Genomic DNA, 25,473 nt, shown 5'->3' on the forward strand with positions numbered 1-25,473 from the left:
AGGTCGGGGATAAGGCGGCGGAACCCTAGTCGCCGCCCCTGCCCCGGGCAACCCGCCCGCGCGTCAGGGCTGCCGCGAGCAGCAAAGCAAGGCCGACGGCGGCCAGGATCAGCACGGCCAGGGCGTTGACCTTCGGCGTCATGCCCAGGCGCAGCATGGAGAACAGAGCCACCGGCAGGGTGGTCGAGGCCGGGCCGGACAGGAAGCTGGCCAGCACGACGTCATCCAGCGACAGGGTGAAGGCGAGCAGCCAGGAGGCCGCCAGGGCGGGCGCCATCAGCGGCAACGTGACGGTGCGGAAGACCGTGGCGGGCGTGGCGCCGAGATCGGCGGCGGCTTCCTCCAGCTCGCGCCCGCCCCGGGCGAGGCGGGCCTGGACCACGACGGCGGCATAGGCGGCGCCCAGCGTGGCATGGGCCAGGAGGATGGTGCCGGCGCCCCTGCCCCGCGGCCAGCCGGTGGCGGCCTCCAGCATGACGAAGAGCAGGAGAAGCGAGAGGCCGGTGACGACCTCCGGCAGCACCAGCGGCGCGCCGGACAGGGCGCCGAGCAGGGCACGGCCCCGGAAGGCGCCGCCGCGCGCCAGGAGCCAGCCTGTGGCGCCGCCCAGCAGCATGGCCAGGGTGGCGGCGCCGGCGGCGATGCGGAGCGAGAGGAAGGCGGCCTCCAGCAGCCGCTCGTCGGCGGCGAGCTCGCGGAACCAGCGCAGGGAGAAGCCGCTCCAGCGGAAGGGCACGGGATCGGCGCTGAAGGCGTAGAAAACCAGCAGCAGGACCGGCAGCCAGAGGAAGGCCAGGCCCAGCCAGAGACCGATGCGCGCCCAGGCGGGCAGCAGGCCCGAGGGCGTCATTCGCCCCGCCCCAGCCGCTGGAAAAGCAGGATGGGCAGCAGAAGGAGCGCCAGCAGGGCGCAGGCCAGGGCGGCGGCCACGGGCCAGTCGCGGTTCTGGAAGAACTCGGTGAAGAGGGCGCGGCCCAGCGGCAGGGCCCCGGGCGGGCCGAGCAGTTCCGGGACGACGTATTCGCCGGCGGCGGGGATGAAGACCAGCAGGAAGGCCGCCAGCGCCCCGGGCAGGACCAGTGGCAGGGTCACGGTGAGGAAGGCGCGTGTCGGCCCGGCACCGAGATCGGCGGCCGCTTCCTCCAGCGACGGGTCCAGGCGGGCGAAGGCGGCATAGAGCGGCAGCACCGCGAAGGGCAGGTAGGCGTGGACCATGCCGAGATAGAGGGCGAGCGGGGTATAGAGCAGGGCCAGGGGCTGCTCGATCAGCCCGAGGCCGCGCAGCAGGCCGTTGATCCAGCCCTCGTCCCGCAGCAGCCCGATCCAGGCGCCGACGCGCAGCAGGAAGCCCGTCCAGAGCGGCAGGAGCACGAGGCCCAGCAGCAGGCGCGACCGGCGGGCGCGGGCGATGGCGAGCGCCATGGGCAGGGCGACCAGCAGGCAGAGCGTGGCGGTGACGGCGGCCAGTTCCAGCGATTGCCAGAAGGCGGCGCGGTAATAGGGATCGCCCAGGATCAGGGCGAAGTTGTCCGTATTGATGCCCTGGTCGTTCCAGGGCGGGTCGAAAGGTGGCAGGCCCTCGCTCTGCCAGGACAAAGCCAGCGCCAGCAGGAGAAGCAGCGGCGCCGCCACCAGCAGGGCGAGCCAGAGCGCGACGGGGGGCAGGAAGAGGCGGCGCATCACTCGGCCAGCGGGACCACGGCGGTGGCATCCCAGCCCAGGCGCAGGATCATGCCGCGTTCCGGCGGCAGGCCGGGCAGCGCGGCGCGGAGCGTGGCGCCGCCGGGCAGGCGGAGCAGGACCAGGCTGTCGCCGCCGCGGAAGGCGGCCTCCTCGACCCGGCCGGTGGCAGTGTTCTCGCCCTCCCGCTCGGTCGGACGCAGGCTTTCCGGCCGCAGGGCGCAGGCGGCGGTGCCTTCCGGCAGCGGCGCCGGGGCACGCAGGGTCGCGGCGGCGGCGGCGCAATCCAGCGCGCCATCGGGGGTGCGGCGGCCTTCCAGGATATTGGCGGCCCCGAGGAAGCCCGCGACGAAGCGCGTGGCCGGGCGGGCATAGATTTCGGCGGGCGGGCCGATCTGCGCGATGCGGCCCTGGGCCAGGACGGCGACCCGATCCGCGAGGGACAGGGCCTCCGCCTGATCGTGCGTGACCATGATGAAGCCCGCGCCGGTCTCGCGCTGCAGGGCGCGGAGTTCGAAGCCGGTGCGCTCCCGCAGATTGGCGTCGAGGGCGGCCAGGGGCTCGTCGAGCAGCAGCAGGCGCGGGCGGCGGGCCAGGGCACGGGCCAAGGCGACGCGCTGGCGCTGGCCGCCGGAAAGCACGTCGGGGCGCCGCCTTTCCAGCCCCTGAAGGTGCAGCAGGGCGACGAGGCGCTCCACGCGCCCCGCGATGGCGGCGCGCCCCTGCCCTTCCCGCCGCAGCCCATAGGCGATGTTGTCGAAGACACTCAGATGCGGGAACAGCGCGTAGGACTGGAACATCATGTTCACCGGGCGCCGGTGCGGCGGCAGCGGAGCGAGATCCTCGCCGTCCAGCAGCACGCGGCCGGAATCCACGCGCTCGAATCCGGCGATCACGCGCAGCAGCGTGGATTTCCCGGAGCCGGAGCCGCCCAGCAGGGTCAGGAACTCCCCCGCCGGCATGGCGAGGTCCAGCCCGTCCAGTGCCGCCAGCGCGCCGAAGCGGCGGGTGACGCCGGACAGGCGCAGCAGCGGTGGTGCGCTCAACCTGGCCTCTCTCAGCGTCCGGCCTTGAAGCGGGTCCAGAGCCGGGCGCGGGCACGCTCGGCGGCGGGGGGCGGGGCGGTGACGGTGAAGGTGCGGGCGATCATCTCCGGCGTCGGGATGACGTTGGGATCGTCCAGCACCGCCTGGCTGAGATGCGCGCGCGAGGCGGGCACGGCATTGGGGTAGCGTACCTGGTTGGTGACGCCGGCGATGACCTCGGGCCGCAGCAGGAAGTCGATGAAGCGCTGCGCATCCTCCGGATGCGGCGCATCGGCGGGAATGGCCAGCATGTCGAACCAGAGCTGCGCGCCCTGCTTCGGTTGCACATAGGTCAGGCCGTCGGCACGCCCGCCGGCCTCGGCCCGGACGCGCGCCTGGATGACGTCGCCGGAATAGCCGAAGACGGCGCAGTACTCGCCATTCGCCAGCGCGTCGGCGAGGGCACCGGAGGAGATGATGGCGCGCACATGCGGGCGGATGGCCAGCAGCGCCTTCTCCGCCGCCGCGAGATCCTCCGCCGCGCCGGAATTCGGGTCCTTCCCGAGCCAGTGCAGCACGGAGGGGATGACGTCGATGCCGCTGTCCATGAAGGCGATGCCGCAGCCGGCGATGCGCTTCGCGTTCTCCGGCTTCAGCAGCAGGTCGAGGCTGTCGAGCGGCGCGTCGGGGGCCAGGGCGCGGATCCTGTCCGGGCGCAGGCCCATGCCGATCGTGCCCCAGAGATAGATAGCGCCATGCGCGTTGCCGGGATCGCTGCTGGCGACGCGCTGGAGCAGCGCCGGGTCCTGGTTGGCGAAGTTCGGGATCTGCGCGCGGTCGAGCGCGCGCAGTGCCTTGGCGCGGACGAGGCGGGCGAAGCTCGGTTCCGAGGTCGGGACCACCACGTCATAGCCGGAGCGGCCGGCGGAGAGCTTGGCCTCCAGCGTTTCCAGGCTGTCGAAGACGTCGTAGCGGACGGTGATGCCGGTCTCCGCCTGGAAGCGCTCGATGGCCTTGGGGTCGATGTAGTCGGTCCAGTTGTAGACGTTGATCACGCGTTCCTGGGCCTGGACTGCCGCAGGAAGGGCCAGGAGGGACAGGAAGAGGCCGAGGGCGAGGCGGCGCACGGGCAGGCGCATGAGGCGGGAAGGCTCCGTGGTCGGGGGATGCGGAAGCAAGCCTAGAACAGCGCCGGGCCGGGCGGAACAGTGCGGATAATAGGAATAAATTCGTTGACATGAGGATACGGTTCCTCTAGGGAGAAACAGCCAACGGGCGAGCCATGTCCGCCCGGTATCCCCCCACATGCCGCAGCCCACCCTCCCCCGGCCGGAGCGCCCCCGCGCCCCGGCCGGCGCGTGGCCGCGCGGCTTTCCACCCAGGGAGCGCCGATGTCCTTCGATGCCAGTTCGCTCACCGCACTGGTCAGTGCGGGTTCCTTCTCGATCTGGGACTACCGCACCGGCGACAGCCGGGCCGCCGTGCTGGCGAGCGGGTATTTCGCGGCCGCCGCGGACCGGCTGCTGCCGGGGCATGTGGTGATCCTGCATTCGGCGGATGGGATGTCCTTCCTGCCGATGCGCGACGGGGGAGCCGTGGGCAACGGGCTGGTGCTGGATTCGGTCTCCGCGCCCCTGCGGCTGAGCCGCACGGCGGCTGGGCGCTTCGGCATCGCCGTCACCGCCCGCCTGTCCTGACCCTTCCCGCCTGATCACCGGTGGGCCGCCCCCGGCGGAGGCCCATCCCATCCCGCATGTCCGGGCGCATGGCCATCCACGGCGCGCCCCGCCTCGCCGCGCCGCAAGAGGAGATCGCATGGCCTTCGCGAGCCCCAGCCTGCTCACGCTCGCCAGCACGGGCAGCATGACGCTCTGGTACTACAGGACCGCCGACACGCGGAGCGCGGTGCTGGCCACCGGCTATTTCGCCGCGGCCGCCGGGCTGCGGAGCGGCGACGTGATCCTGCTCCAGGGCGCCGACGGGCTTTCGCTGCTGCCGGTCCGGAGCGGTAATGCGGTGGGCGCCGGCCTGGTGCTGGGCACGGGCACCGCGCCGCTGGCCCTGTCGCTCCAGGCGACGATGCACTTCGGCATTGGCACCAGCGCGACGCCGGTGCCGCGCGCGATCCGGATCGATGCCGTCACCTCTCCCCTTCCCTGGGGCACGGCGATGAGCCTGGGCGCGAGCGTGGAGGGGCCAGTCGCCCGCCTGTCCTTCCGGATCGTCGATGCGGGCGGCGGCACGGTCTCCGGCCCCGTCACCTCGGCGGTCAGCGGCGGCCGGGCCACGGCGATCCTGGACAGCCCGCCGATCGGCACGGGCTATCGCATCCGTGCCGAGGATGCCGCGGACCCCACGCTGTTCCTGCTCTCTCCGGCCTTCTCCGTGAGCCTGGGCTCCGGACTGCTCGCCGAGGCCAGCGGCACGCTCCTGACCGAGAGCGGCAGCCGCCTGCTGCTCTGACCCCCCCCGCCCCTTCCATCCCACGAAGCCTCCCCGCACAGCACAGGACCCTCCATGCCCGACGCGAAGATCAGCCAGCTCCCCGCCGCCGCCATCTTCTCCGACAGCGATCTCAGCCCGGTGGTACAGGGCGCGACACCGGAAACGCGGCGCGCGACGGTCGCGCAGTGGCGCAGCGCCATGCAGGCGGACCGGCCGCTGCATGTCCGCGACTATGGCGCCAAGGGCGATGGTGCGACCGATGATGCCGCCGCGATACAGGCGGCGATCGATGCCGCCGCCGCCCAGGGTGGCGGCACGGTGCTGCTGGGCCCCCGGCGCTACCTGCTCGCCGCCGCCGGGCTGGACATCAAGCCGAATGTAGTGCTCTCGGGCGCGCTCTCCACGGGCGCGCAACGCGCGGCAGGCGATTACGGCAGCGTTCCCTACGCCTTCCTGCTCGATCCGGCGCAGACCATCCGGCTGCGCCGCAATGCCGGGTTGAAGGGCGTGGCGATCCTGCGCACGGGCCTCGCCGCGCCGGTCGACATGCGCGCCGGCATCAACCTCGTGGCGGGCTTCGCCGGCATCGCGGTCACGGTCGGCGACGGCACGAACGGCAACGGTTCCGACGTGCGCCTGTCGAACCTGCTGATCCTGGGCTTCGACCTCGCGGTGCTCAGCGACTACAACGCGCGGCTGCGGATCGACGATATCGCGGGCGACAATCGCAACGGGCTGCGGCTGCGGCATTCCTACGACATCACCCGCGTGCACAACGTGCATTTCTGGCCCTTCCTGACGGGCAACATCGACGGCGTGGCGCTGAACAGCCGCGACGTATCGGCCGTCGCCGGCAATGCCTCGGGCGCGATCCGCGTCACCACCGCCACGGCGCATGGGCTGGTGACGGGCGACATGGTGAACCTGACCGGGTGCCTGGGCCTGGCCGCCGCGAACGGGCGCTTCACCGTGACCGTCGTCTCGACGAATGCTTTCGACCTCAACGGCACGGCCTATGCCAGCGGCTATGCCGGCGGCGGCAAGGTCTGGATCTGGAACAACCGCCGCACCGGCACCGCCTTCCATCTCGAATACGCCGATGTGGCGGAATTCACCAACTGCTTCGCCTATGGCTACGACACGGGTTTCAACCTGGGCCACAACGTGCAGGCGACGCAGTGCATCGACTGCTCGGTGGACAACCACCTGGACGTGGCCGATCCGCTGACGGTGGGGCTGCGCATCACGGGCGGCGGCGGCACCGCCCCCGATGGCAGCAGCACGATCGGCGCCTTCCGCACCAAATGGATCGGCGGCTTCCTGTCCTCGCAGGGGCGGACGGTGCTGCTGGACCCGGTTTCCTCCACCGAGCAGCACCACATCGTCGGCGCGGTGGTGAACGGCGGCACGCTGCGGACCATCGACCTGCAGCGCGGCGCCCTGACGCTGGAGGCCTGCGACCTCACTACCGGCGGCAACCTGTACGGCACGGGCAATCCGAATGTCGTGTATCTCGGCAGCGAGGCGCAGAACCTGACGCTGCTGGGCTGCGACCTGCGGAGCGCGACCTTCCAGGCGGCCAGCGACGCGGCGATGCAGCGGCTGAGCATGAGCGGCAACCGCGACTCCTCCGGCGTGGCGAAGCTCGCGGGCGGCAGCCTGGAGCTGCACACCGTGCCGAGCGCGAGCGCGGGGCCGACCCGGCGGCTGGACATCGCCGCCGATGGCACGGTGACGGTGCGCCGCCGCTCCGGCAGCCTCGGGGCGCGCGTCAACCTCGCCAACCCCTCGGACCAGGCGGCCTATTTCATCTCCGCCGGGCAGGCGGGGGGCAATCTCGGCCTGGGCGGCGATCCGGGCGTGAACCCGAATGGCGGCATCGACCTGGGCACCACCGGCAACGCCACCGCGCCGATGGTGGTGCAGATCCGGCGGATCTCGGCCAGCCCGGCGGCCAGCGACCGGCTAGGCTACCTCCACTTCAACGGCATGAACAGCGGCGCGGTGGAGACCACCTATGCCCGGCTGGCGGGCATCTCGGACAGCATCGCCGCCGGCACGGAATCCGGCACGCTGGTGCTGGAGCTGCGCCAGGGCGCGAACATGGTCGAGCGGCTGCGCCTTTCGGCCGACGGCACGCTGCTCCTGACCGCGGCGCCGACCGCGGCGATGCACGCGGCCACCAAGAGCTATGTGGACGGGCAGTTCACCGAAAGGCGGCTGCCGCAGGTGGTGCTCTCCGCCGCCACGGCGCTGGGCTTCGCCGCGCACAACAACCGGCTGCTGCTGGCCAATGCCGGGGCCGGGCTGAGCATCGACTACAACGCGGTCGGGCTCGGCTTCTCCTGCATGGTGGTCAACCGCAGCGGCGCCGACCTGGCGCTGGCACTCAGCAACTTCACCGGCAGCGCGCCGGTCAGTTCGGAGGGCTACACGAAGATCAAGGCGAATGGGGTGGCGAGCCTGCTGACCTATTCGCCCGATGGCGGCACCACCCGGTACTGCCATCTCAGCGGGGCGGGCGCGGCCTGATGCTGGGGATCGTCGCCGCCGCGCTGGGGATGGAGGCGGGCGGAAGCGCCTCCTGGCTCACCCTGGTTGGTCCGCGCAGCCTGCACGGCTCGCTCGCCGTCACGCGCGCCTCCACCGCCGGCGGCTACGATGCCGCCGGCAACTACCTGGAGCTAGCCGCCGGCCAGCCACGCTTCGACACGGCGGGCGGGCTGATCGTGGAGGAGGCACGCACCAATGCGATCCGCAACCCACGGATCGAGGGCGCCGCGGCGGGCTCGCCCGGGACGGTGCCGGCCTACTGGACCGTCACCGCCGTGGCGGGGCTGACCCGGACCCTGTCCGCCGGGGTGGAGGCAGGGGCTCCCTATCTGGACTGCAACTTCGCCGGCACCAGCACGGCGGCGGGCTATTGCGTCGTCATGCCGGAACAGGTGGGCGCCGCGGCGGCGGCGGCGGGCCAGAGCTGGACCTGCGGCGTCAACGTCGCCCTTGTGGCGGGCAGCATCCCGAGCGGCGGCAACTGCCGCCTGAGGATGCAGGAGCGTGGCGACAGCAGCTCGCCCGCCACGGATGTCGGCTTCAGCGCGGCAGTGGCGGCGCAGCGCGTCGTCTGCACCCGTCTCCTCACAGCCGCCGGCACGACCAGCATCGTCCCCTCGGTGCTGGCCTATGTGCCGAGCGGGGTCGCCATGAACTTCACGCTGCGGATCTCCCTGCCTCAGCTGGAGCAAGCGACCTTCGCCACCACGCCGGTCCTGCCGCCGGCGGGCAGCCGGGTGGCGCAGGCCCGGGCGGCGGACCAGATCCTGTGCCAGCCAAGTGGTGGCTATGGCGGCAGCGGCACGCTGCTGGTCGCGGCCACTCTGCCGCAGGCCGCGCCCGCTGGGCAGCCGCAGGGGCTGTGGCAGGTCGATGACGGCACGGATGCGAACCGGCTGATCCTGCGCAACACCGGCACGACGCTCACCGCCGAGATCGAGCGCGGCGGCGCCAGCGGCGCGGTGATGACGCTGGGCAGCATCGTGCCTGGCGCCGCCTTCCGGGCAGCCTTCGCCTGGGCGGCCGGAAGCCAGGCAGCCTGCATGACCGGCGGCGCCATTCAGACGGCAGCGGCCACCCTGCCCGCCGGGCTGACGCGGCTGCTGCCCGGGCATGGATCGGGGGGCTGGAACCGGGCGCTGAACGGCTCGGTCCGGCTGCTCCAGTACCTCCCCGCGCGGCTGCCGGACACGCAGTTGCAGGGTCTCGTCAACCAGAGCTGAGAAAGGGCTTCCTCATGAGCGACCTGACCAACTATGCCCGCGACATGCTGGCCCGGACCCTGTGCGGCCGGGCGCCGACCCCGCCGGGTGCGGTCTATGCCGCGCTGGGCAGCGCCGGCAGCGCGACGGGCGGTGTGACCGGGGAGCCGGCGGGCACCGGCTATGCCCGGCAGCGCGTCACCTTCAATGGCACCGGCAGCCAGGCGAATGCGGAGGCGCTGCGCTTCACCTTCACCGCCGCCGCCGGCACGCTGGGCTATCTCGGCCTGTACGACGCCGCCTCGGGGGGCAATCCGCTCACCTTCATGGCACTGCCGCAGCCTGTGGTGATGTCGGGCCCTGGCACGGTCACCATCGCCGCGAGCGGGCTGGTGGTGGCGCCGGACTGATCTCCGGAACCAATCCCGGGCTGCCGTGGGGGCCTCGCCCCTACGGCAGCAGCACCGCCAGCAGGACCAGGACGAGGCCCAGCATCGAAACCGCCCAGACGATGCTGCGCAGCCAGGGGACGCCGGCGGCGTAGAGCGGCAGATAGACCACACGTCCCCAGAAGTAGATCTGCGCGCCCCAGGCCGTCATCGCCCCTTCCCGGCCGGCGAGATGGGCGGCAAGGATCACGGCAGCGAAGAAGGGGAAGGTCTCCATCAGGTTGGATTGCGCCCGGTGCAGCCGGGCCGCGATGCCTTCGGGCGGCCGCTTCTCGTCCCTCGCCCCGGCGGACCAGGCCAGCCCGTTCTGTACCGTGGTCGCCATGGCCGCCAGCAGGAGCTGGACGATGCCCAGCACCACCGTCCATCCCAGAAGCCTCAGTTCCAGTGTCATGCCTGTTGTCCCGCCTCACTGGCATTAGCAACGCGCGGGACCCCGGCCGCGTCACGATGCCAGGGCGGGGCCCGGCCTATTTCAGCCGGGCGATCTCCAGCCTGGGCGGCTCGGCGACGCCTTCCGGCTTCAGTGGCCGGGCCAGTTGCACCCGGTCGCGCCCCGCCTGCTTGGCAGTGTAGAGGGCTTCGTCGGCGGCCTTGAGCACCATGGCGATGGTCTGCCCATGGGCCGGCATATCCGCCACCCCGGCGGAGATGGTGACGCGGGGCAGCACCGTATCCGTGCCCTGGTGCAGCGCCCGCACCCGCTCGCGGATCTCCTCCATCCGCCGGCAGGCGTTCTCCGCGTCGCAATCCGGCATCAGCAGCACGATCTCCTCCCCGCCATAGCGGCAGGCGACATCGCCCCGGCGCAGGTCGCCCTGGATCAGCACGGCCAGGGCGCGCAGCACCGCGTCGCCCGTGGCATGGCCATGGCGGTCGTTGACCTGCTTGAAGTGGTCCACATCGATCATGACCACGGCGACGGGACTGCCACGGCGGTCGGCCTGCCCGGCGAAGCGCTCCGACACCTCCTCCAGGAAGCGGCGGTTGTAGAGTCCGGTCAGCGAATCGCGCAGGGCCTGGTTGCGCAGCTTCTCGCGCAGGGTGAGGTTGGCCAGGGCCATGGACACGCCATCCGCCAGCGCCACCGCCAGGTCGCGCTGCGGCTCCGGCGCACCGGGCAGGCCGGACACGGCGGCGCCGAACTGCATGACGCCATAGACCTCGCCGCGCGCCGTCATCGGAATCTCCAGCCCGGCCAGCCCCGGGGCGACGTGCTCGCAGGGAATGTCGGCGCCGGGGCCGTGGCGGTGCGGGCGGCCGCGCTTGAGCGCCCAGCAGTTCTCTGGCGAGAAATGGTCGGCGCTGGCCAGCTTCGTGCCCTCGGGCCAGACCGCCGTGCAGTCCAGCCGGTCGCGGCTGTTGTTGAAGACATAGAGCGCCCCGGGCACGCCCGGCAGCACCTCCTGCGCCGTGTGCAGCACGACGCGGCGGATGTCCTGCTCGGTCTGGCAGGCCTGGAGCATGTCGCTCATGCGCAGCAGGCTGCGGATCTCGGCGCCCCGGACGTCCATCTCCCGCCGGATGGCCTGTTCCGCCCGGCCGTGGCGCGCGATCTGCCACCAGGCGATCGCCAGGGCGCCCAGGCAGAGCCCGGCCCCCAGCATCACCAGCACCAGGATGCGCGCCTGGACCTGCTGCATGCCGCGGGCGGCCTGCTCGACCTGCGTGGCGCGCAGGCGGACGAAGCGCTCAAGCGCAAGGCGGACCGTTTCGCCCTGGGCCTGCAGGATGCCACGGCGCCCTTCCTCGATCACCGTCTCGCGCTCCCCGGCCTGGAGCCGGTCGAGGATGTCCTTGCGGGCGGCGACGATCCGCGTGATCGGGCCCAGGATCGGTGGGCTGCCGGTTTCCGCCTGGCTCGAATCCACAAGGCTGGCGATGCGGCGGAACTCTCCGCTTTCCAGCACTTCCGTCGCCCGGCCGAAGCGTAGCTGGTCCTGCACCAGACCGAAGAGCGCATAGGCGCGCAGAGCGGATTCGCTGTCCAGCAGGGTGACGGTCAGTTGCCGGGCCTGCGCGCCTTCCGTCCTCAGCCTCTCCATTTCCCCTTCCAGGGAAAGGCTCTGCCGATTGCCCATCGAGGCCGCCACGGCACCGGCCAGCACCGCGAAGGCCGCGGAAAGCAGAAGCCAGCCAGCAAAACGGGTCGGAGAGGCGCGGAGTTTGGTCACCATGGCGCGAGGGTAAACCAATTTAAGATCAACTTTAAGTTGTTATTTACGGTTTCGTTTCTACCTTGATCTGAAGCGCCGGACCGGAGCTTTCCGGTCCTGTTTGACACGCCTCTGTCATGCACCAGCTTTCGCGCCAGCGCCGGACGCGCTAACCCCGCAGCATCATGAACGCCATGCCCGACAGCGCCTCCGCCCAGCTCGCCGATGCCGCACGCGAGGCCCGCGCCGCCGCGCGGGTACTGGCGCGGGTGCCGGGGCCGGCGCGGAACGGGGCTCTGCGTTCCGCGGCGGCGGCGTTGCGGGGGCGGCAGGACGCCATCCTGGAGGCCAATGCCGCCGACCTGGAGGCCGCGCAGGGACTGACCGACGCCTTCCGCGACCGGCTGACCCTCACCCCCGCCCGGGTCGGGGCCATGGCCCAGGGGCTGGAGGAGATCGCAGCGCAGCCCGATCCGGTCGGCCGCGTGATCAGCGAATGGACGCGACCGAACGGGCTGCTGATCCGCCGCGTGGCGCAGCCGATGGGTGTCATCGGTATGATCTACGAGAGCCGGCCCAATGTCGGCGCGGATGCGGCGGGGATCTGCCTCAAGGCAGGCTCGGCCGTGATCCTGCGGGGCGGCAGCGAGAGCCTGCGTTCCGCCCGGGCGATCCATGCCGCCATCGCCGAGGGGTTGCGCGAGGCCGGGCTGCCGGAGGCGGCGGTGCAGATCGCCCCCTCCGCCGACCGGGCCTTCGTGGGCGCCATGCTGCGGGCCTCGGGGCTGATCGACCTGATCATCCCGCGCGGCGGCAAGGGGCTGGTGACCCGGGTGATGGAGGAGGCGCGGGTGCCCGTCCTCGCCCATGCCGAGGGGCTCTGCCACACCTATGTCCACGAGGCTGCCGATCCGGCGATGGCGCGCGCCATCCTGGCCAATGCCAAGATGCGCCGCACGGGCATCTGCGGCGCCACCGAAACCCTGTTGATCGACGCCGCCGTGGCGCCGGCGCTGCTGCCGCTGCTGATCGGCGACCTGCGGGCGCTGGGCTGCGAATTCCGCGCCGACGAGCGTGCGCGGGCCATCCTGCCGGAGCTGAAGCCCGCCACCGGGGCGGATTTCGCCACGGAATGGCTGGATGCCGTCCTGTCGGTGAAGGTGGTGGACGGGGTGGAGGACGCGATCGCCCATATCGCCCGCTTTGGCAGCGAGCATACCGAGGCCATCGTGACGCAGGACGAATCCGCGGCACGGCAGTTCCTGGACGGGATCGGCTCGGCGGTGGGGATGTGGAACGCCTCCACCCAGTTCTGCGACGGCGGCGAGTTCGGCTTCGGCGCCGAGATCGGCATCGCCACCGGCCGGCTACACGCGCGCGGCCCGGTCGGCGCGGAACAGCTCTGCACCTGGCGCTATCAGGTCCTGGGCAACGGCCAGACCCGGCCCTGAGCCCAGGCCTCATCCCCCCGATCCTGTGACACGCCCCTGATGCCTCCGCCGCCCCGGCACGAACACGCGCCCAAGCCGCCTTCCCTGGCCCCCGGGGAGCGACGGTCCTGAGACGGCAACTGGCGGAGCCGGGGGCCTGGGGCGACAACCGGCGACGGCGCATCGGGCTGCTCGGCGGCTCCTTCAACCCGGCGCATCAGGGGCACGAGCACGTGGCGCGGATCGCGCTGCGGGCGCTGCGGCTGGATGCGGTCTGGTTGCTGGTTTCCCCGGGCAACCCGCTGAAGCCGCCGCGCGGCATGGCCCCCTTCCAGCAGCGCCTCGCCTCGGCACGGGCCATCGCCGACGGCGCCCAGGTGATCGCCACGGGGATCGAGGCGAAGCTCGGCTACCGGCGCACCGAGCGTACCCTGGGCAGGCTGCGGCAGCGCTTCCCCAATGCCCGCTTCGTCTTCGTGATTGGGGCGGACAACCTGTGGCAGTTGCCGCGCTGGGGCGGCTGGCAGAGGCTGGCCCGGCACACGCCGCTGGCGGTGCTGCCGCGTCCGGGCTGGACACGCAAGGCTTTGCACGGCAAGGCAGCCTCCGTGCTACGCCATTGGCGGCGACGGCCGGGGGAACTCCTGGCCGGGCCGCCGGGACGGCATGCCGGCTGGACGCTGATCCCGGCGCGGGAAAATGCCCTGAGCTCCACGGATCTGCGGAGCAACGGCCATCACCCGGGCTGGCCCGCCGGCGGCGATTGAACGATGCGGGATGGGTGCTGGCGCCGGGACGGGGCCAGCGTGGCGTTCCCGCTGTATGACACGATGACGGAGAGGAGGCGGCCATAGCCCGCACCCCCAGGAACGAGAGCGAGACCGGGGCCGCCAAGGCACCCGCGACGCGCCGCAAGGCCCCGGCCACGGAGAAGGCGGCCGCGACCAGGACCGCCTCCGCCGGAGCCGCTCCGGCGAAGAGGGCCTCTGCGAAGGTGGCGACCAAAGCCCCAGCGACCAAAGCCACTGGGGCGAAGGCAGCGGCGCCGAAGCCGGCAGCCGCGACCTCCCGCAAGGCGCAGGTCACCGCGGGACCAGCGGCGACCACGGCGCGCACCCGGGCGCCGCGCAAGAAGGTCGCCCCGCCGGTGCTGGAGCGGCTGGTGGCCACGGCCGTCGCCTCGCTGGAGGACGACAAGGCGGAGAACGTGGTGGTGCTGGACATCGCCACCCGCTCCTCCTTCGCCGACCGGATGATCGTGGCGACCGGCCTCGCCGACCGCCAGATCCAGGCCATGGCCACGCATGTCGAGGAAGCGCTGGAGAAGGAAGGGGTGAAGCGCATCCGTTCCGAGACCTCGCCCGACTGGGTGCTGCTCGATGCGGGGGATCTGGTGATCCACCTGTTCAAGCCGGAAGCGCGCGAGACCTATGCCATCGAGCGCATGTGGGGGCCGCATAGCCCCGGCGAGGAGGAGGCCTCCCCGGTCGGGGAGGAGGGCTAACGGCCCGCCCGCCGCTGCTGCTGGCGGTCGGCCGGGCGAAGCCGGGACCGGAGGCGGCACTCTTCGCGCAGCACAACGCCCGGCTGCGGCCCGCCCTGGTGCTCAAGGAATTCGCCGAGGGCAGCGGCAGTCCGGCGGAGATGCGGCGGCGGGAGGGCGAGGCCCTGCTCGCCGCCCTGCCCGACGGCGCCCTGGCCGTGGCGCTGGACCTGGGTGGAGAGATGCCGGACAGCGAGGCGCTGGCCCGGCTGACCGCGCGCTGGGAGGAAGCCGCACGACCGCTGGCCTTCCTGATCGGCGGGGCGGAGGGGCTGGACCCCGCCGTGCTGGCGCGGGCGGACCACCGGATCTCGCTGGGGCGGCTGACCTGGCCGCACATGCTGGTGCGGGGGCTGCTGGCCGAGGCGCTGTTCCGGGCCCAGTGCATCCGCACGGGCCATCCCTATCACCGCGCCTGGCGGCCCTGATCTGACGAGGAACGCATGTCCGCCACCGACGAGGATGACGAGGACGAGGCCCCGCCCGGCATGCCGCCGGGCACGCCCTTCTATATGACGCCCACCGGCCACGCGGCGCTGCGCGAGGAACTGCGGCGGCTCTGGGACGAGGACCGGCCGAAGGTGGTCGAGGTGGTCTCCTGGGCCGCCTCGCTGGGCGACCGCAGCGAGAACGCGGACTACCAGTATGGCAAGCGCCGTCTGCGCGAGATCGACCGGCGAGTGCGCTTCCTGCGCAAGCGGCTGGAGAAGGCGCAGGTGGTCGATCCGGCGGCGCAGGCGCGGCGCGACCAGGTCTTCTTCGGCGCCACCGTCACCTATGCGCGCGAGGATGACACGGAGATCACCGTGACCATCGTAGGCGTGGACGAGACCGATCTCTCCCGGGGCCGGATCAGCTGGGTTTCGCCCGTCGCGCGCGCCCTGCTGGGCAAGCGGGTCGGCGACCTGCCCCGCCTGCGCACGCCCCAGGGTAGCGAGGAGATCGAGGTGGTGGCGATCCGCTACCCCGACCGCTGACCGCGCGGGCCAGGCGTCAGCCCGGCAGGCAGCGCAGGGTGTCGGTGTGGCCGCGCGCCAGAACAGGCTTCGTGCCTTCGGGGCAGGCCAGTTGCCGCTGCCGCGCCGGGGGCAGGCCCTGGAACCATTCATACACGGTGCCGTCGTCTCCACCCCGGCCAGGGCCGGTCGCCAGGCGGCCGCCGCGCCCATCGCAGCGCCCCGGACGGCCGGGCATAGGGCGGCCGCCATGCGGACAGAGCCAGCGCTGAAAGGCCTGCATCTCGGAAGGCGAGAGCCACAGGGTCCGGGCCGGGCGGTCGCGCGGCGCCGCTTCCGCCGTTCCGCAGGGCAGGAGGAGTGGCAGTGCGAGGAGCAACAGGCCGGTGAGGCGGTGAGGTGAGAGGCAGGCAGGAAGGGTCACGGCAACCGCCGGAAAAAGAGGGCGGGGCGCCCGGGCTCGATGGCCCGGTGATACCACCCGTTGCCGCCAGCGGGAAACCGCCTTCCCTCAGCCCGCCTTCTTGCCCCGCGCGATAAGGCTCTCGCAGCGGTTGTCGTCGCCGATGCCGAACTGGATCGTCGGCAGGATCGCCAGCGGCGCGGCCAGGAAGCCGAGGCCGACGGCTGCGCCGGCCCGGATGCCGCCCTCGGTCGGGTCGATGCCCACCGAGGGATCGCGGAAGGTGCCACCGACCACGATCGGCGCCGGGAGTTGCCCCACGGTGAAGTGCTTGGAGTCACTGCGTAGGCTGTAGTCCAGCTTCTCCCGCCCCAGATCCACCGTGCCCTTGCCGGAGATCAGCACGTCCTCCGTGTCCACCAGCAGGGCACGGGTGTTCAGCACGCCGCGGCGCAGGGCGAAGTCCCCTACGAAGCACTCCACCTGGGTCCGGTCCGGCAGCTTGAGCAGGGACAGGACGGCATTGCCCAGGCGCAGGCCGGAAAGGTCCACCAGCAGGGCGCTGAGATTGCCGCCCCCCGCCATGGTCAGGGTCAGGGAGCCATTGCCGCTGCCCAGGATCTCGGCGAGCGACTTGCCGCTGCCGTCGATGACAGCGCGGCCGCCGATCAGCCCCGAGCCCTGGAAGCCCGTGGGCTGCATCAGGCGGGACAGGTCGACGCGCTGGAACTGGACATCCGCCCGCGCACCCAGGGCGCCGTTCTCCTGCGGCGTGAGGGCGATCTCGCCGGAGATGCGGCCCTTGCCGACCGCGAAGCTGACCGGGCTGAGGCGCACCGCGCCATCCGCGATGGTCATGTCCACGGCCATGCCGTCGAAGGGGATCTGCCGGCCCCGGATGCTGTCGGCATGGTAGTTCAGCTTCACATCCGCCATGTTCAGCTTGGGCAGGCTGACCGGCGTGTCCGGCAGCATCCGGCTGCTGCGCTCGTTGCGGGCCAGTTCGCGGCGCTGCTGCGCGCTCTGGCCGGGAGTGGAGGCACGGCCCGGGGTCTCCCCGATGAAGCCGCCCAGATCGGCCAGGTCCACCTGCTTCGAGTGCAGGTTCGCCTCCACCAGCGGCTTCGCGCCGCCGGTGGTGACGGCGATGGTGCCGGACAGGTCGCTGCTGCCGACGCGCCCGTCGAAGTCGCGGAAGCGCACTTTCCCATCAGCGTAGTCGAGATGCCCGGCGATGCGGTAGTTCGGGGTGCGGGCGAAGGGGATACCGGTCAGTGGCTGCAGCAGCGCCATATCCGGCCCTTGCAGCACGAGGTTGACGTCGGCGCCCTGCATGGCGAGCGGGTCCCGGACCGTTCCCTTCAGGGATACGTTGGTCGGCCCGTTGGCGAGTTGCATCTCGATCGGCCAGGGGCGGCTCTGGTCCTGCAGATAGGCCGGGCCGCCGGCCAGGGCCTGGCCGGTGATGCGCTGGCCCGCATAGGTGCCGTCCGCCGTCACGGCGATGCGCGGGTCCTGCGTCTCCTCGTCGCGCGTGGCGATGCCGAGCTGGAAGTCCGCCTTCAACGCCGGGTTCACCACATGGGCATGGCCATCCACGATCCGCAGCACGCCGATGCGCGGGGCGCTGGCGGCCTTGTCCTGCTTCGGCGCGTCCTCGCCGGCCGGCTTGCCGAAATCGAAGGCGTAGTTGGTGCGGCCATCCGCATGAGCCAGCGCGGCGACCTGCGGGCGCTCCACCGTCACCGAGGGAATGACGATGGCGCGGTGGTGCCAGTATTCCATGACATCGACCAGCACGGTGGTGCGCGGCACCTGGGCGAAGGGTTCCTCCGCCTCGAACCCGTCCGGATTGGCGACGCGCAGGTCGTCCACCACGACCTCGGTGACGCGGCCCAGGCGCACGTGCAGATGCGCGATCGTCACCTTGCGGCCAAGCGCGGCGGAGGCCTGGCGCTCCGCCAGGGGGATGAACCAGTCCCAGGACCAGAAGGCGATGACCAGCGCCACCAGCACGAGCGGGATGCCGATCCAGAAGGGCCATCGGGGAAAACGCCGCTGCGCCATGGAGTCTCCGCGGGATGCTGCGGGCCGGTCGCGCCGGCGCATTGTCGAGAGCGATGTGAGCGGTAAAGCGCCAGGTCCGGATCGGGGTTCGTCCGATGCGGGCACTTTTCCGCGAGCTGGACAGGCAGGCGGGACGCCGCTTCAACGCAATGTGAGCCCGCGTCGGTCTGCCCGGTGGAGGCGCCGCGTGGAGCGACGGGCTATGGCGGAATGGTGCGCAAGCTCCTGACCCTGGCGATTCTCCTCCTGCCCGCGGCCTGTGCCACCCCTCCCCCCACCGTCGTCCCGCCCGAGAGGCTGATCCCCGAGGTCCGCGACCCCGGCCGCGCCCCGCTGGTCCATGCCGCGGTCCGCGAATGGGAAGCCTGGGGCAAGCTGGTGCTGACGGGCTGGGAGCCGGTGCTGGACGGCAACGCGATCCCCTCCCCGGCTAATTTCCCCCGTGTCCTGGCCTATTGGGAGGCCGTGCCGGGCAATCGCGGCGTGGCGCGGCAGCACCAGCGGCTGCACGACGCGCTGATGCTGGCCATGGCCCAGGATGGGCAGCCGCCGGTGGAACCGTCCATTTCCCTCTGGGCCTATCCCTTCTGGTCTGCCGCCTTCATCAGCTACGTGATGGAGCAGGCCGGGATGAGCGAGGCGGATTTCACGCCTTCAGCCCGACACGCCGCCTATATCGACGGGCTGCTGTCGCGTGCCTCCTGGGACCCGCAGGGCGCCGCCTTCCTGCCGCGCGCACCGGAGGAATACGCGCCGCAACCGGGCGACCTGCTCTGCGCCGACCGTTCCACCGGCAACCAGTTGCTGAGCTGGACCGAGCGGATGGCGGAGACGGGGGCCTTCCGGCCCATGCATTGCGACGTGGTGGTGTCGGACCAGCCCGGGCTGGTCCAGGCGATCGGCGGCAATGTGCGGGACGCTGTGGTGCTGCGCCGCCTGCCGGCGGACGGAAAGGGCCGGGTGAAGCCGGCGCCCTATGGGGAGGCGGGGTTCTTCGTGGTGTTCGAGAACCGGCTGGGACAGCGCGGCCTGGTCCGGCAGGACGGCGGGGAGAGGCAGGCGCCTCCGGGATGACCGCCGGGGGCAAACCCCGGTTCCGCCCTTATGCAGTCCCAAATCCCACACTCCACCGGAAACTGAGCGTTCCCTGTTCGCAACGGATTGCCGGATCATGAAAGTCGCCGCAAGAAAACATCCAGGCAGAAGCTGGGTGCCGCGACATGATCATGAAAAACCTCGCGCTTCGAGTTCCCGCCCTTTCGCGACTGCATCGCTCGCGCAACACCCTGTTGGGCGAAAGGGACACCCTCGCGGGTGAATTGCAGCAGGCTTCGAACCGGCTGGGCGAGGCGCTGGCGACACTGGATGAGGCCAGGGAGTTCGCAGGCAGCCTGAGGGCCAGCATCGCGAGCCCGTTCCACCATTTCCATGCAACCTTCGACGCGGAGGAGGTCGTGCGCCGCCACGCCGTCCAGGGGCTGCGGCCGGATGCCCGGCATCTCACGAACTTCCTCGGGGTGCTGATCCATCCCAGCTTCTTTCCACAGATCCTGGCGGACAGGGCCGGCCAGATCGAACCGGTCCCAATCCCCGCCAACTGGCACGCGGACATGGCCGAATGGGCGGCCGCGCTCCACGCCGTCGATCTCGCCCGGGACAGCTTCACGGTTCTCGAACTGGGTTGTGGCTGGGGCTGCTGGATGAACAACACCGGGGTCGCGGCCCGGCGCCGCGGGCTGGAGGTCCGGCTTCTGGGCGTGGAAGGCGACAGGGGGCATATCGGCTTCGCGGAGGAAGCCTGTGCCACCAACGGCTTCGCCCCGTCGCAGGTGACGCTTCGCCATGGCATCGCGACGGCAGGCTCCGGCGTCGCCCTGTTTCCGCGCCAGTCGGAGAGCAGCGGGTCCTGGGCGCTGGCGCCGGTCTTCGGCGCCACGGAGGAGCAGCGGCGCCAGGCGGCCGAGGCGGGGACCCATGACGAGCTCCCCATGGTCGCGCTGGAGGAGCTGCTCGCCCCCCATCCCCGCATCGACCTGCTGCACATGGACATCCAGGGCGGGGAGACCGACATCCTGCGGCAGTGCGGCCCCCTGCTGGCGGAGAAGGTCGCCTATCTCGTCATCGGCACGCATTCGCGCCAGATCGAGGGGCAGATCTTCGAGATGCTGCTGGCGGCGGGCTGGAAGCTGGAGATGGAACGTCCCGCGATCCTGCGCCTCGAGGAGCAGGGCCCCTTCGTCACCGTGGATGGTGTCCAGGGCTGGCGGAACCTTGCCCTGAACCCCTGAAACGCGACCGCCGGAGCGGGTGGCAGTCCCCTGCCCTCCCGCCCGGCATGGCGGGCCGGCCGCGCCCCCGAAGCCCTTGCGGAACCCGCCTGCAGCGCGGGCGCCCCCGGCCCGGCAACCGGGTCGCGCGCCGCCCGCTGTTGACAGGGGGATGACGAGGCCGCTACCCGCCTCCCCTTCCTGATCACCCTTCACCACAGGTGCGTGAACCATGGCCCTTGCCTTCGTGTTTCCGGGACAGGGCAGCCAGGCCGTCGGCATGGGCCGCGAGCTGGCCGCCGCCTTCGCGCCGGCGCGCGAGGTCTTCGAGGCGGTGGACGAGACGCTGAAGCAGAATCTGTCGCGCCTGATGTTCGAGGGACCGATCGAGGAGCTGACGCTGACCGCCAATGCCCAGCCGGCGCTGATGGCCGTCTCGCTGGCCGCCCTGCGGGTGCTGGAGAGCGAGGGCGGCTTCGCGCTGCGCGACAAGGCAGCGCTGGTGGCCGGGCATTCGCTCGGCGAGTACAGCGCGCTCGCCGCCGCCGGCAGCTTCGACGTGCCGACCGCCGCCCGGCTGCTACGCCTGCGCGGGGATGCGATGCAGAAGGCGGTGCCGGCAGGGATCGGCGCCATGGCGGCCCTGCTGGGTGCCGAGGCGGAACAGGCCCGCGCCATCTGCGAGCGCGCGGCCCCGGAGCCGGAAACGGGCCGGCGCGAGGTGGCCGAGATGGCCAACGACAATGGCGGCGGACAGGTGGTGATTTCCGGCCACAAGGGCGCCATCGAGCGGGCCATCGAGATCGCCAAGGCCGAGGGGATCAAGCGCGCCATGCTGCTGCCCGTCTCCGCACCCTTCCACTGCTCCCTGATGGGGCCGGCGGCCGAGGCCATGGGCGAGGCGCTGGAGCGCGCCACCGTGAACGCCCCCGCCGTGCCGGTGGTGGCCAATGTGACCGCCGCCAAGGTGACGGACCCGGCGCGGATCCGCGAGCTGCTGGTGCAGCAGGTCACCGGCTCGGTGCGCTGGCGCGAGAGCGTGGCGGCGATGGTGGCCATGGGCTGCGACCGCTTCATCGAGATCGGCGCCGGCAAGGTGTTGACCGGGCTGATGAAGCGCAACGCGCCGGAGGCCACGGCCATGGCCTGCGGCACGCCAGCGGAGATCGAGGCGGTGCTGAAGGCGCTCTGAGCGCCTTTCCGCCGCGGCTTCCCACCACAGCTTCCCCGGCCCGTCTCTCGTTCAGCCCGTCTCGCCCTGGCGGTCTCCGGACGCTACAGAGCCGGCACGACATCGTTCCGGCATCGCCATGGCGGCGCCCCTTCCATGGGCGGAGGGCCACGGGACGCGCACCAGGAATGCGGGCCGGCGGGAATGCCGGCACAACGCGGATCACCCGCCCGGCGGGTTCCGGACTGAGGAGAGCGGTTACCATGTTCCGACTGGACGGAAAGGCGGCGCTGGTCACGGGCGCCACGGGCGGCATCGGCGCCGCGATCGCGCGGGCGCTGCATGCCCAGGGCGCGGAAGTGGCCCTGACCGGCCGGCGCGAGAGCGAGCTCTCGGCGCTGGCCGAGGCGCTGGGCGAGCGGGTGACGGTAATCCCGGCCGACCTCTCCGACCCGGAGGCGCCGGCGGCGCTGGTGGAGAAGGTCGAGGCCGAACTCGGCGGGCTGGACATCCTGGTGAACAACGCCGGGCTGACCCGCGATGGCCTCGCCCTGCGGATGGGCGACAAGGACTGGTCGGACGTGCTGGAGGTGGACCTGACGGCGCCCTTCCGGCTGGCGCGGGCCTCGCTGCGCGGGATGATGAAGCGCCGCGCCGGGCGGATCGTCTCCATCGCCTCCATCGTCGGCGTCACCGGCAATCCGGGCCAGGCGAACTACGCGGCGGCCAAGGCCGGGCTGATCGGCATGAGCAAGTCCCTGGCCCAGGAGGTTGCCACCCGCGGCGTGACCGTGAACGTGGTCGCCCCGGGCTTCGTGAAGACCGCCATGACCGATGCGCTGAACGAGGCGCAGAAGGGCGCCATCATGGGCCGCATCCCCATGCAGAAGATGGGCCTGCCCGAGGACATCGCCGCCGCCGTGGCCTATCTGGCCTCCGATGAAGCCGGCTGGGTGACCGGCCAGACCCTGCATGTGAATGGCGGGATGGCGATGATCTGAGCGGCCCGGGTGGCGCCGCGGCGGGACTCCGCCCGCGCCGCCCGGCCGGCGCCCCCCGGCGGAAAGCGGGCCGCCCCGTCCGCCCTGCTGCCTTTTCCCGATTCGGAGTGGCACGGGATGGGGCAAGGCTGCCACGCTGCGCCGGGATGATGGCAGGGGAATGGCGTTCGGCGCTTTCTATCCCCTAGGCCACCCTAAACTTACGTGATAAGGCCCCCCGCCTGCGCCGCACCGATTGTCCCCGGTTCATTTCCGGGACAGGTTTCCGGCCGGCACGGAATTCAGGCGGGTGCCATCCCGCCACCTACAGAGAGAGCAGCCGCGCATGAGCGAAACCGCCGACAAGGTGAAGAAGATCGTTGTCGAGCACCTGGGCGTCGAGGAGTCCAAGGTGAACGAGGGCGCCTCCTTCATCGACGACCTGGGCGCCGACAGCCTCGACACCGTCGAGCTGGTGATGGCCTTCGAGGAGGCTTTCGGCGTCGAGATCCCCGACGACGCGGCCGAGAAGATCACCACCGTCGGTGACGCCATCAAGTACATCGAGGAGCACAAGACCGCCTGAGGCGGTCTGGGTTCTCCGGGGGAAGCGCAGTGCTCGGTCAGTTGAATGAGCCCCGGCGGGTGGTGGTCACCGGCATGGGGATCGCCAGCCCGCTCGGGCTCGGCGTGGAACATGTCTGGAAGCGCCTGCTCGCGGGCGAGAGCGGCATCGGCCCGATCAGTTCCTTCGACGCGAAGGACCTGCCGGCCCGCATCGCCGGCCAGGTCCCGGCCGGCACGCGCGCCGAGGGCGGCCTGGATCTGAACGAATGGATCCCGGTCAAGGACCAGAAGAAGATGGATCGCTTCATCCATCTGGCGATGGTCGCGGCGGCCGAGGCGGTCGAGGACAGCGGCTGGGTGCCGCAGACCGACGAGGACCGCTGGGGCACCGGCGTGATGATCGGCTCGGGCATCGGCGGGCTTCCCGCCATCTACGAGACCTCGCTGCTGATCAGCCAGGGCAAGGCCAAGCGGATCTCGCCCTTCTTCATCCCCTCCGCGCTGATCAACCTGGCCTCCGGCCATGTCTCGATCCGCTATGGCTTCCAGGGGCCCAACCACAGCGCGGTGACCGCCTGCGCCACGGGCGTGCATGCCCTGGGCGACGCGGCGCGGCTGATCGCGCTGGGCGATGCCGAGGTGATGGTGGCCGGGGGGACCGAGGCCGCGGTGGCGGAGATCGGCGTGGCCGGCTTCTGCGCCGCCCGGGCGCTCTCCACCGGCTTCAACGACCGTCCCACCGAGGCTTCGCGCCCCTGGGACAAGGACCGCGACGGCTTCGTCATGGGCGAGGGCGCGGGTGTCCTGGTCCTGGAGGAGCTGGAGCACGCGAAGCGGCGCGGCGCCAAGATCTATGGCGAGGTGATCGGCTACGGCATGTCCGGCGATGCCCATCACATCACCGCCCCGGCCGAGGGCCATGACGGCGCCTACCGCGCCATGAAGGCCTGCCTGCGCTCGGCACGGATGACGCCCGGCGACATCCAGTACATCAACGCCCATGGCACCAGCACGCCGATGGGCGACGACCTGGAGCTGGAGGCGGTGGAGCGCATGTGGGGCGACGCGGCGGACCGGGTGGCGATGTCCTCCACCAAGTCGGCCATCGGGCACCTGCTCGGCGCGGCCGGCGCGGTGGAGGGGATCTTCTCGCTCCTCGCCATCCGCGACAATGTCGCTCCGCCGACGCTGAACCTGCACGAGCCCTCGAAGCCCAGCGCGATCGACCGCGTGCCGCTCGCGGCGCAGGAGCGGCGGATCGACGTGGCGCTGTCGAACTCCTTCGGCTTCGGCGGCACCAACGCCTCGATCCTGTTCCGCAGGGCCCCCTGAGGCACCACGGAACCTGACGGCCCGGCCCCTCTCCGCGAGGGACCGGGCGGCCGGACCGCGAGGACCGGCCACCGCCGCGTTACCGGCGTGTATCTTTGCCGGCGCGGCTCTTTTTCTCCCCGCCCCGCTCCACTAGCTTCCGGCCCATCGGCGCCGGACCGGCGCTCATGGGCGGCCGCACGGGAACCGGACCGCCTCCCTCTCCCCCGGAACGAGGTTGGGCCTGCCGCTTGCGTCTCCTGCGTTTTTTCCTGCTGTCGCTGCTCGTGCTGGCCCTCCTTGGCGGGGGTGCGGGCTGGTGGGCCTGGAACCGCTACCAGGCGCCCGGGCCGCTGGCCGATGACCGCGCCATCGTGATCCCGCCGGGGGGCACCCAGGCCATCGCGGATACGCTGCGGGACGCCGGGGCGATCGGGGACGAGCGTGGCTTCGCCCTGGCCGCCTGGGCCACGCGGCAGGAAGGGCCGCTGCGAGCCGGGGAGTACCTCTTCCCGGCGCATGGCTCGTTGCGGGAAATGCTGCAGGTGCTGCGCGAGGCGCGGCCGGTGCAGCGCCGCCTCACCATCCCCGAGGGGCTGAACGCCAGCCAGATCGCCTCCATGATCAACGCCGCCGAGGGCATGACCGGCGATGTGCCGGCCCTGGAGGAAGGGGCGGTGCTGCCGGACACCTATGCCTATCAATGGGGCGACAACCGCGCTGGGCTGCTGCGCCGGGCGGAGCGGGCCATGCGGCAGGCCCTGGCGGAAGCCTGGGAGAAGCGGGCGCCGGACCTGCCCCTGGCCACGCCGCGCGAGGCGCTGATCCTGGCCAGCATCGTGGAGCGGGAGACCGGCAAGGCGGAGGAACGGGCCAAGGTGGCGGGGGTCTTCATCAACCGCCTGCGCCGGGGCATGCCGCTGCAATCCGACCCGACCGTGGCCTATGCGGCAGCGGATGGCGGGGTGCTGGACCGTGGCCTGACCCGTGCCGATCTGGAGCGGGACCATCCGTTCAACACCTACCGGAACCGGGGGCTGACACCTGCGCCGATCGCCTCGCCGGGCCTCGCATCGATCCAGGCGGTGCTGCATCCGGAGGACACGGATGCGCTCTACTTCGTCGCGGATGGCACGGGGGGGCATGTCTTCGCCCGCAGCCTGGAGGAGCACAACCGCAATGTCGCCCGCTGGCGGGCGCTGACGCGGACGCCGTCCGCCTCCCCCGCTGCGGTCCCGGGCACCACGGCGCCCTGAAAAGCGCCGCCG

Annotated in this window: 25 protein-coding genes; 17 read left to right on the forward strand and 8 right to left on the reverse strand. The window is 71.7% G+C overall.

The annotated features are described in order from the left end of the window. Positions 1–25 precede the first annotated feature (25 nt). The 4 genes from RGI145_RS11270 to RGI145_RS11285 are packed head-to-tail and all read right to left on the reverse strand — an operon-like array spanning position 26 to position 3,844. Positions 26–850, reverse strand: coding sequence for an ABC transporter permease (locus RGI145_RS11270; protein ID WP_075798406.1), 825 nt, complete (start codon positions 848–850; stop codon positions 26–28). Further along, complete coding sequence (locus tag RGI145_RS11275) at positions 847–1,680, reverse strand: ABC transporter permease (RefSeq protein WP_075798407.1); 834 nt, start codon at positions 1,678–1,680, stop codon at positions 847–849. The genes RGI145_RS11270 and RGI145_RS11275 overlap by 4 nt, the downstream gene beginning before the upstream one ends. Continuing rightward, on the reverse strand, positions 1,680–2,726 hold the full coding sequence (locus tag RGI145_RS11280; RefSeq protein ID WP_208863866.1) for an ABC transporter ATP-binding protein: 1,047 nt from the start codon (positions 2,724–2,726) through the stop codon (positions 1,680–1,682). The genes RGI145_RS11275 and RGI145_RS11280 overlap by 1 nt, the downstream gene beginning before the upstream one ends. Positions 2,727–2,737: 11 nt before the next feature. Continuing rightward, positions 2,738–3,844, reverse strand: a complete 1,107-nt coding sequence (locus RGI145_RS11285) for an extracellular solute-binding protein (RefSeq protein WP_075798409.1) — start codon at positions 3,842–3,844, stop codon at positions 2,738–2,740. Between the two features lie 252 nt (positions 3,845–4,096). On the opposite strand from RGI145_RS11285, the gene RGI145_RS11290 reads away from it, so the two are divergent. The 5 genes from RGI145_RS11290 to RGI145_RS11310 all read left to right on the forward strand — a co-directional run bounded on the left by RGI145_RS11290 (position 4,097) and on the right by RGI145_RS11310 (position 9,315). Beyond that, entirely contained in the window at positions 4,097–4,402 is a 306-nt protein-coding gene (locus tag RGI145_RS11290; protein WP_075798410.1) for a hypothetical protein, read from the forward strand. Positions 4,403–4,520: 118 nt separating this feature from the next. Then, positions 4,521–5,168 (forward strand): hypothetical protein, encoded by a 648-nt coding sequence (locus tag RGI145_RS11295; protein ID WP_075798411.1) that lies wholly within the window; start codon positions 4,521–4,523, stop codon positions 5,166–5,168. Between the two features lie 54 nt (positions 5,169–5,222). Beyond that, the gene (locus RGI145_RS25435) at positions 5,223–7,682 is read left to right on the forward strand and encodes a glycosyl hydrolase family 28-related protein (RefSeq protein WP_075798412.1); all 2,460 of its coding nucleotides are present in this window, start codon (positions 5,223–5,225) and stop codon (positions 7,680–7,682) included. Then, entirely contained in the window at positions 7,682–8,926 is a 1,245-nt protein-coding gene (locus RGI145_RS11305; RefSeq protein ID WP_075798413.1) for a hypothetical protein, read from the forward strand. The genes RGI145_RS25435 and RGI145_RS11305 overlap by 1 nt, the downstream gene beginning before the upstream one ends. Before the next feature lie 14 nt (positions 8,927–8,940). Beyond that, positions 8,941–9,315 (forward strand): phage tail fiber protein, encoded by a 375-nt coding sequence (locus RGI145_RS11310; protein ID WP_075798414.1) that lies wholly within the window; start codon positions 8,941–8,943, stop codon positions 9,313–9,315. A 40-nt stretch (positions 9,316–9,355) separates the two neighbouring features. Here RGI145_RS11310 and RGI145_RS11315 read toward each other — a convergent pair whose 3' ends face one another. After that, positions 9,356–9,748, reverse strand: a complete 393-nt coding sequence (locus tag RGI145_RS11315) for an MAPEG family protein (RefSeq protein WP_075798415.1) — start codon at positions 9,746–9,748, stop codon at positions 9,356–9,358. 76 nt (positions 9,749–9,824) lie between these two features. Next, on the reverse strand, positions 9,825–11,531 hold the full coding sequence (locus RGI145_RS11320) for a GGDEF domain-containing protein (protein ID WP_075798416.1): 1,707 nt from the start codon (positions 11,529–11,531) through the stop codon (positions 9,825–9,827). Positions 11,532–11,704: 173 nt separating this feature from the next. Here RGI145_RS11320 and RGI145_RS11325 point away from each other — a divergent pair, with 173 nt between their 5' ends. The 5 genes from RGI145_RS11325 (at position 11,705) to greB (ending at position 15,460) form a co-directional block, all read left to right on the forward strand. Beyond that, entirely contained in the window at positions 11,705–12,961 is a 1,257-nt protein-coding gene (locus RGI145_RS11325) for a glutamate-5-semialdehyde dehydrogenase (RefSeq protein ID WP_075798417.1), read from the forward strand. 161 nt (positions 12,962–13,122) lie between these two features. Beyond that, positions 13,123–13,707 (forward strand): nicotinate-nucleotide adenylyltransferase, encoded by a 585-nt coding sequence (locus RGI145_RS11330; protein WP_237183287.1) that lies wholly within the window; start codon positions 13,123–13,125, stop codon positions 13,705–13,707. 227 nt (positions 13,708–13,934) lie between these two features. Next, positions 13,935–14,444 (forward strand): ribosome silencing factor, encoded by a 510-nt coding sequence (rsfS, locus tag RGI145_RS11335; RefSeq protein WP_075798419.1) that lies wholly within the window; start codon positions 13,935–13,937, stop codon positions 14,442–14,444. Positions 14,445–14,461: 17 nt separating this feature from the next. Continuing rightward, the gene (locus tag RGI145_RS11340; protein WP_083670618.1) at positions 14,462–14,911 is read left to right on the forward strand and encodes a 23S rRNA (pseudouridine(1915)-N(3))-methyltransferase RlmH; all 450 of its coding nucleotides are present in this window, start codon (positions 14,462–14,464) and stop codon (positions 14,909–14,911) included. Positions 14,912–14,926: 15 nt separating this feature from the next. After that, entirely contained in the window at positions 14,927–15,460 is a 534-nt protein-coding gene (greB, locus tag RGI145_RS11345; RefSeq protein WP_075798421.1) for a transcription elongation factor GreB, read from the forward strand. Between the two features lie 16 nt (positions 15,461–15,476). Here greB and RGI145_RS11350 read toward each other — a convergent pair whose 3' ends face one another. Together RGI145_RS11350 and RGI145_RS11355 are read right to left on the reverse strand one after the other, a co-directional pair. Next, positions 15,477–15,863 (reverse strand): hypothetical protein, encoded by a 387-nt coding sequence (locus RGI145_RS11350; RefSeq protein ID WP_075798422.1) that lies wholly within the window; start codon positions 15,861–15,863, stop codon positions 15,477–15,479. An 87-nt stretch (positions 15,864–15,950) separates the two neighbouring features. Further along, positions 15,951–17,909 carry an AsmA family protein gene (locus RGI145_RS11355; RefSeq protein ID WP_075798423.1) on the reverse strand — a complete coding sequence of 653 codons (1,959 nt, stop codon included), beginning with the start codon at positions 17,907–17,909 and terminating at the stop codon, positions 15,951–15,953. Between the two features lie 210 nt (positions 17,910–18,119). Between RGI145_RS11355 and RGI145_RS25755 the strand changes: the two genes are divergently transcribed. The 7 genes from RGI145_RS25755 to mltG all read left to right on the forward strand — a co-directional run bounded on the left by RGI145_RS25755 (position 18,120) and on the right by mltG (position 25,461). Next, positions 18,120–18,983 carry a DUF2272 domain-containing protein gene (locus RGI145_RS25755; protein ID WP_237183047.1) on the forward strand — a complete coding sequence of 288 codons (864 nt, stop codon included), beginning with the start codon at positions 18,120–18,122 and terminating at the stop codon, positions 18,981–18,983. A 245-nt stretch (positions 18,984–19,228) separates the two neighbouring features. Then, complete coding sequence (locus RGI145_RS11365) at positions 19,229–20,197, forward strand: FkbM family methyltransferase (RefSeq protein WP_208863867.1); 969 nt, start codon at positions 19,229–19,231, stop codon at positions 20,195–20,197. A 211-nt stretch (positions 20,198–20,408) separates the two neighbouring features. After that, positions 20,409–21,368, forward strand: coding sequence for an ACP S-malonyltransferase (fabD, locus tag RGI145_RS11370; RefSeq protein WP_075798425.1), 960 nt, complete (start codon positions 20,409–20,411; stop codon positions 21,366–21,368). Positions 21,369–21,610: 242 nt separating this feature from the next. Further along, positions 21,611–22,348, forward strand: coding sequence for a 3-oxoacyl-[acyl-carrier-protein] reductase (gene fabG, locus RGI145_RS11375; protein ID WP_075798426.1), 738 nt, complete (start codon positions 21,611–21,613; stop codon positions 22,346–22,348). A gap of 325 nt (positions 22,349–22,673) precedes the next feature. Continuing rightward, entirely contained in the window at positions 22,674–22,913 is a 240-nt protein-coding gene (locus tag RGI145_RS11380; RefSeq protein WP_019463379.1) for an acyl carrier protein, read from the forward strand. Positions 22,914–22,987: 74 nt separating this feature from the next. Next, positions 22,988–24,226, forward strand: coding sequence for a beta-ketoacyl-ACP synthase II (fabF, locus tag RGI145_RS11385; protein WP_051417835.1), 1,239 nt, complete (start codon positions 22,988–22,990; stop codon positions 24,224–24,226). 230 nt (positions 24,227–24,456) lie between these two features. After that, entirely contained in the window at positions 24,457–25,461 is a 1,005-nt protein-coding gene (mltG, locus tag RGI145_RS11390; protein WP_083670620.1) for an endolytic transglycosylase MltG, read from the forward strand. The last annotated feature ends 12 nt before the right edge of the window (positions 25,462–25,473 follow it).

Source organism: Roseomonas gilardii, assembly GCF_001941945.1.
In the GTDB taxonomy this organism is placed as follows: domain Bacteria; phylum Pseudomonadota; class Alphaproteobacteria; order Acetobacterales; family Acetobacteraceae; genus Roseomonas.

What these genes read in the sequence shown, in the direction of transcription:
- RGI145_RS11295 (WP_075798411.1), top strand. Translation starts at nt 4,521, where the DNA reads ATGGCCTTCGCGAGCCCCAGCCTGCTCACGCTCGCCAGCACGGGCAGC.
- fabD (WP_075798425.1), top strand. Translation starts at nt 20,409, where the DNA reads ATGGCCCTTGCCTTCGTGTTTCCGGGACAGGGCAGCCAGGCCGTCGGC.
- RGI145_RS11310 (WP_075798414.1), top strand. Translation starts at nt 8,941, where the DNA reads ATGAGCGACCTGACCAACTATGCCCGCGACATGCTGGCCCGGACCCTG.
- RGI145_RS11325 (WP_075798417.1), top strand. Translation starts at nt 11,705, where the DNA reads ATGCCCGACAGCGCCTCCGCCCAGCTCGCCGATGCCGCACGCGAGGCC.
- RGI145_RS11270 (WP_075798406.1), bottom strand. Translation starts at nt 850, where the DNA reads ATGACGCCCTCGGGCCTGCTGCCCGCCTGGGCGCGCATCGGTCTCTGG.
- fabF (WP_051417835.1), top strand. Translation starts at nt 22,988, where the DNA reads ATGGGGATCGCCAGCCCGCTCGGGCTCGGCGTGGAACATGTCTGGAAG.
- RGI145_RS11380 (WP_019463379.1), top strand. Translation starts at nt 22,674, where the DNA reads ATGAGCGAAACCGCCGACAAGGTGAAGAAGATCGTTGTCGAGCACCTG.
- RGI145_RS11290 (WP_075798410.1), top strand. Translation starts at nt 4,097, where the DNA reads ATGTCCTTCGATGCCAGTTCGCTCACCGCACTGGTCAGTGCGGGTTCC.
- greB (WP_075798421.1), top strand. Translation starts at nt 14,927, where the DNA reads ATGTCCGCCACCGACGAGGATGACGAGGACGAGGCCCCGCCCGGCATG.
- RGI145_RS11305 (WP_075798413.1), top strand. Translation starts at nt 7,682, where the DNA reads ATGCTGGGGATCGTCGCCGCCGCGCTGGGGATGGAGGCGGGCGGAAGC.
- RGI145_RS11315 (WP_075798415.1), bottom strand. Translation starts at nt 9,748, where the DNA reads ATGACACTGGAACTGAGGCTTCTGGGATGGACGGTGGTGCTGGGCATC.
- RGI145_RS11275 (WP_075798407.1), bottom strand. Translation starts at nt 1,680, where the DNA reads ATGCGCCGCCTCTTCCTGCCCCCCGTCGCGCTCTGGCTCGCCCTGCTG.
- fabG (WP_075798426.1), top strand. Translation starts at nt 21,611, where the DNA reads ATGTTCCGACTGGACGGAAAGGCGGCGCTGGTCACGGGCGCCACGGGC.
- RGI145_RS25755 (WP_237183047.1), top strand. Translation starts at nt 18,120, where the DNA reads ATGGTGCGCAAGCTCCTGACCCTGGCGATTCTCCTCCTGCCCGCGGCC.
- RGI145_RS11320 (WP_075798416.1), bottom strand. Translation starts at nt 11,531, where the DNA reads ATGGTGACCAAACTCCGCGCCTCTCCGACCCGTTTTGCTGGCTGGCTT.
- RGI145_RS11355 (WP_075798423.1), bottom strand. Translation starts at nt 17,909, where the DNA reads ATGGCGCAGCGGCGTTTTCCCCGATGGCCCTTCTGGATCGGCATCCCG.
- RGI145_RS11285 (WP_075798409.1), bottom strand. Translation starts at nt 3,844, where the DNA reads ATGCGCCTGCCCGTGCGCCGCCTCGCCCTCGGCCTCTTCCTGTCCCTC.
- RGI145_RS25435 (WP_075798412.1), top strand. Translation starts at nt 5,223, where the DNA reads ATGCCCGACGCGAAGATCAGCCAGCTCCCCGCCGCCGCCATCTTCTCC.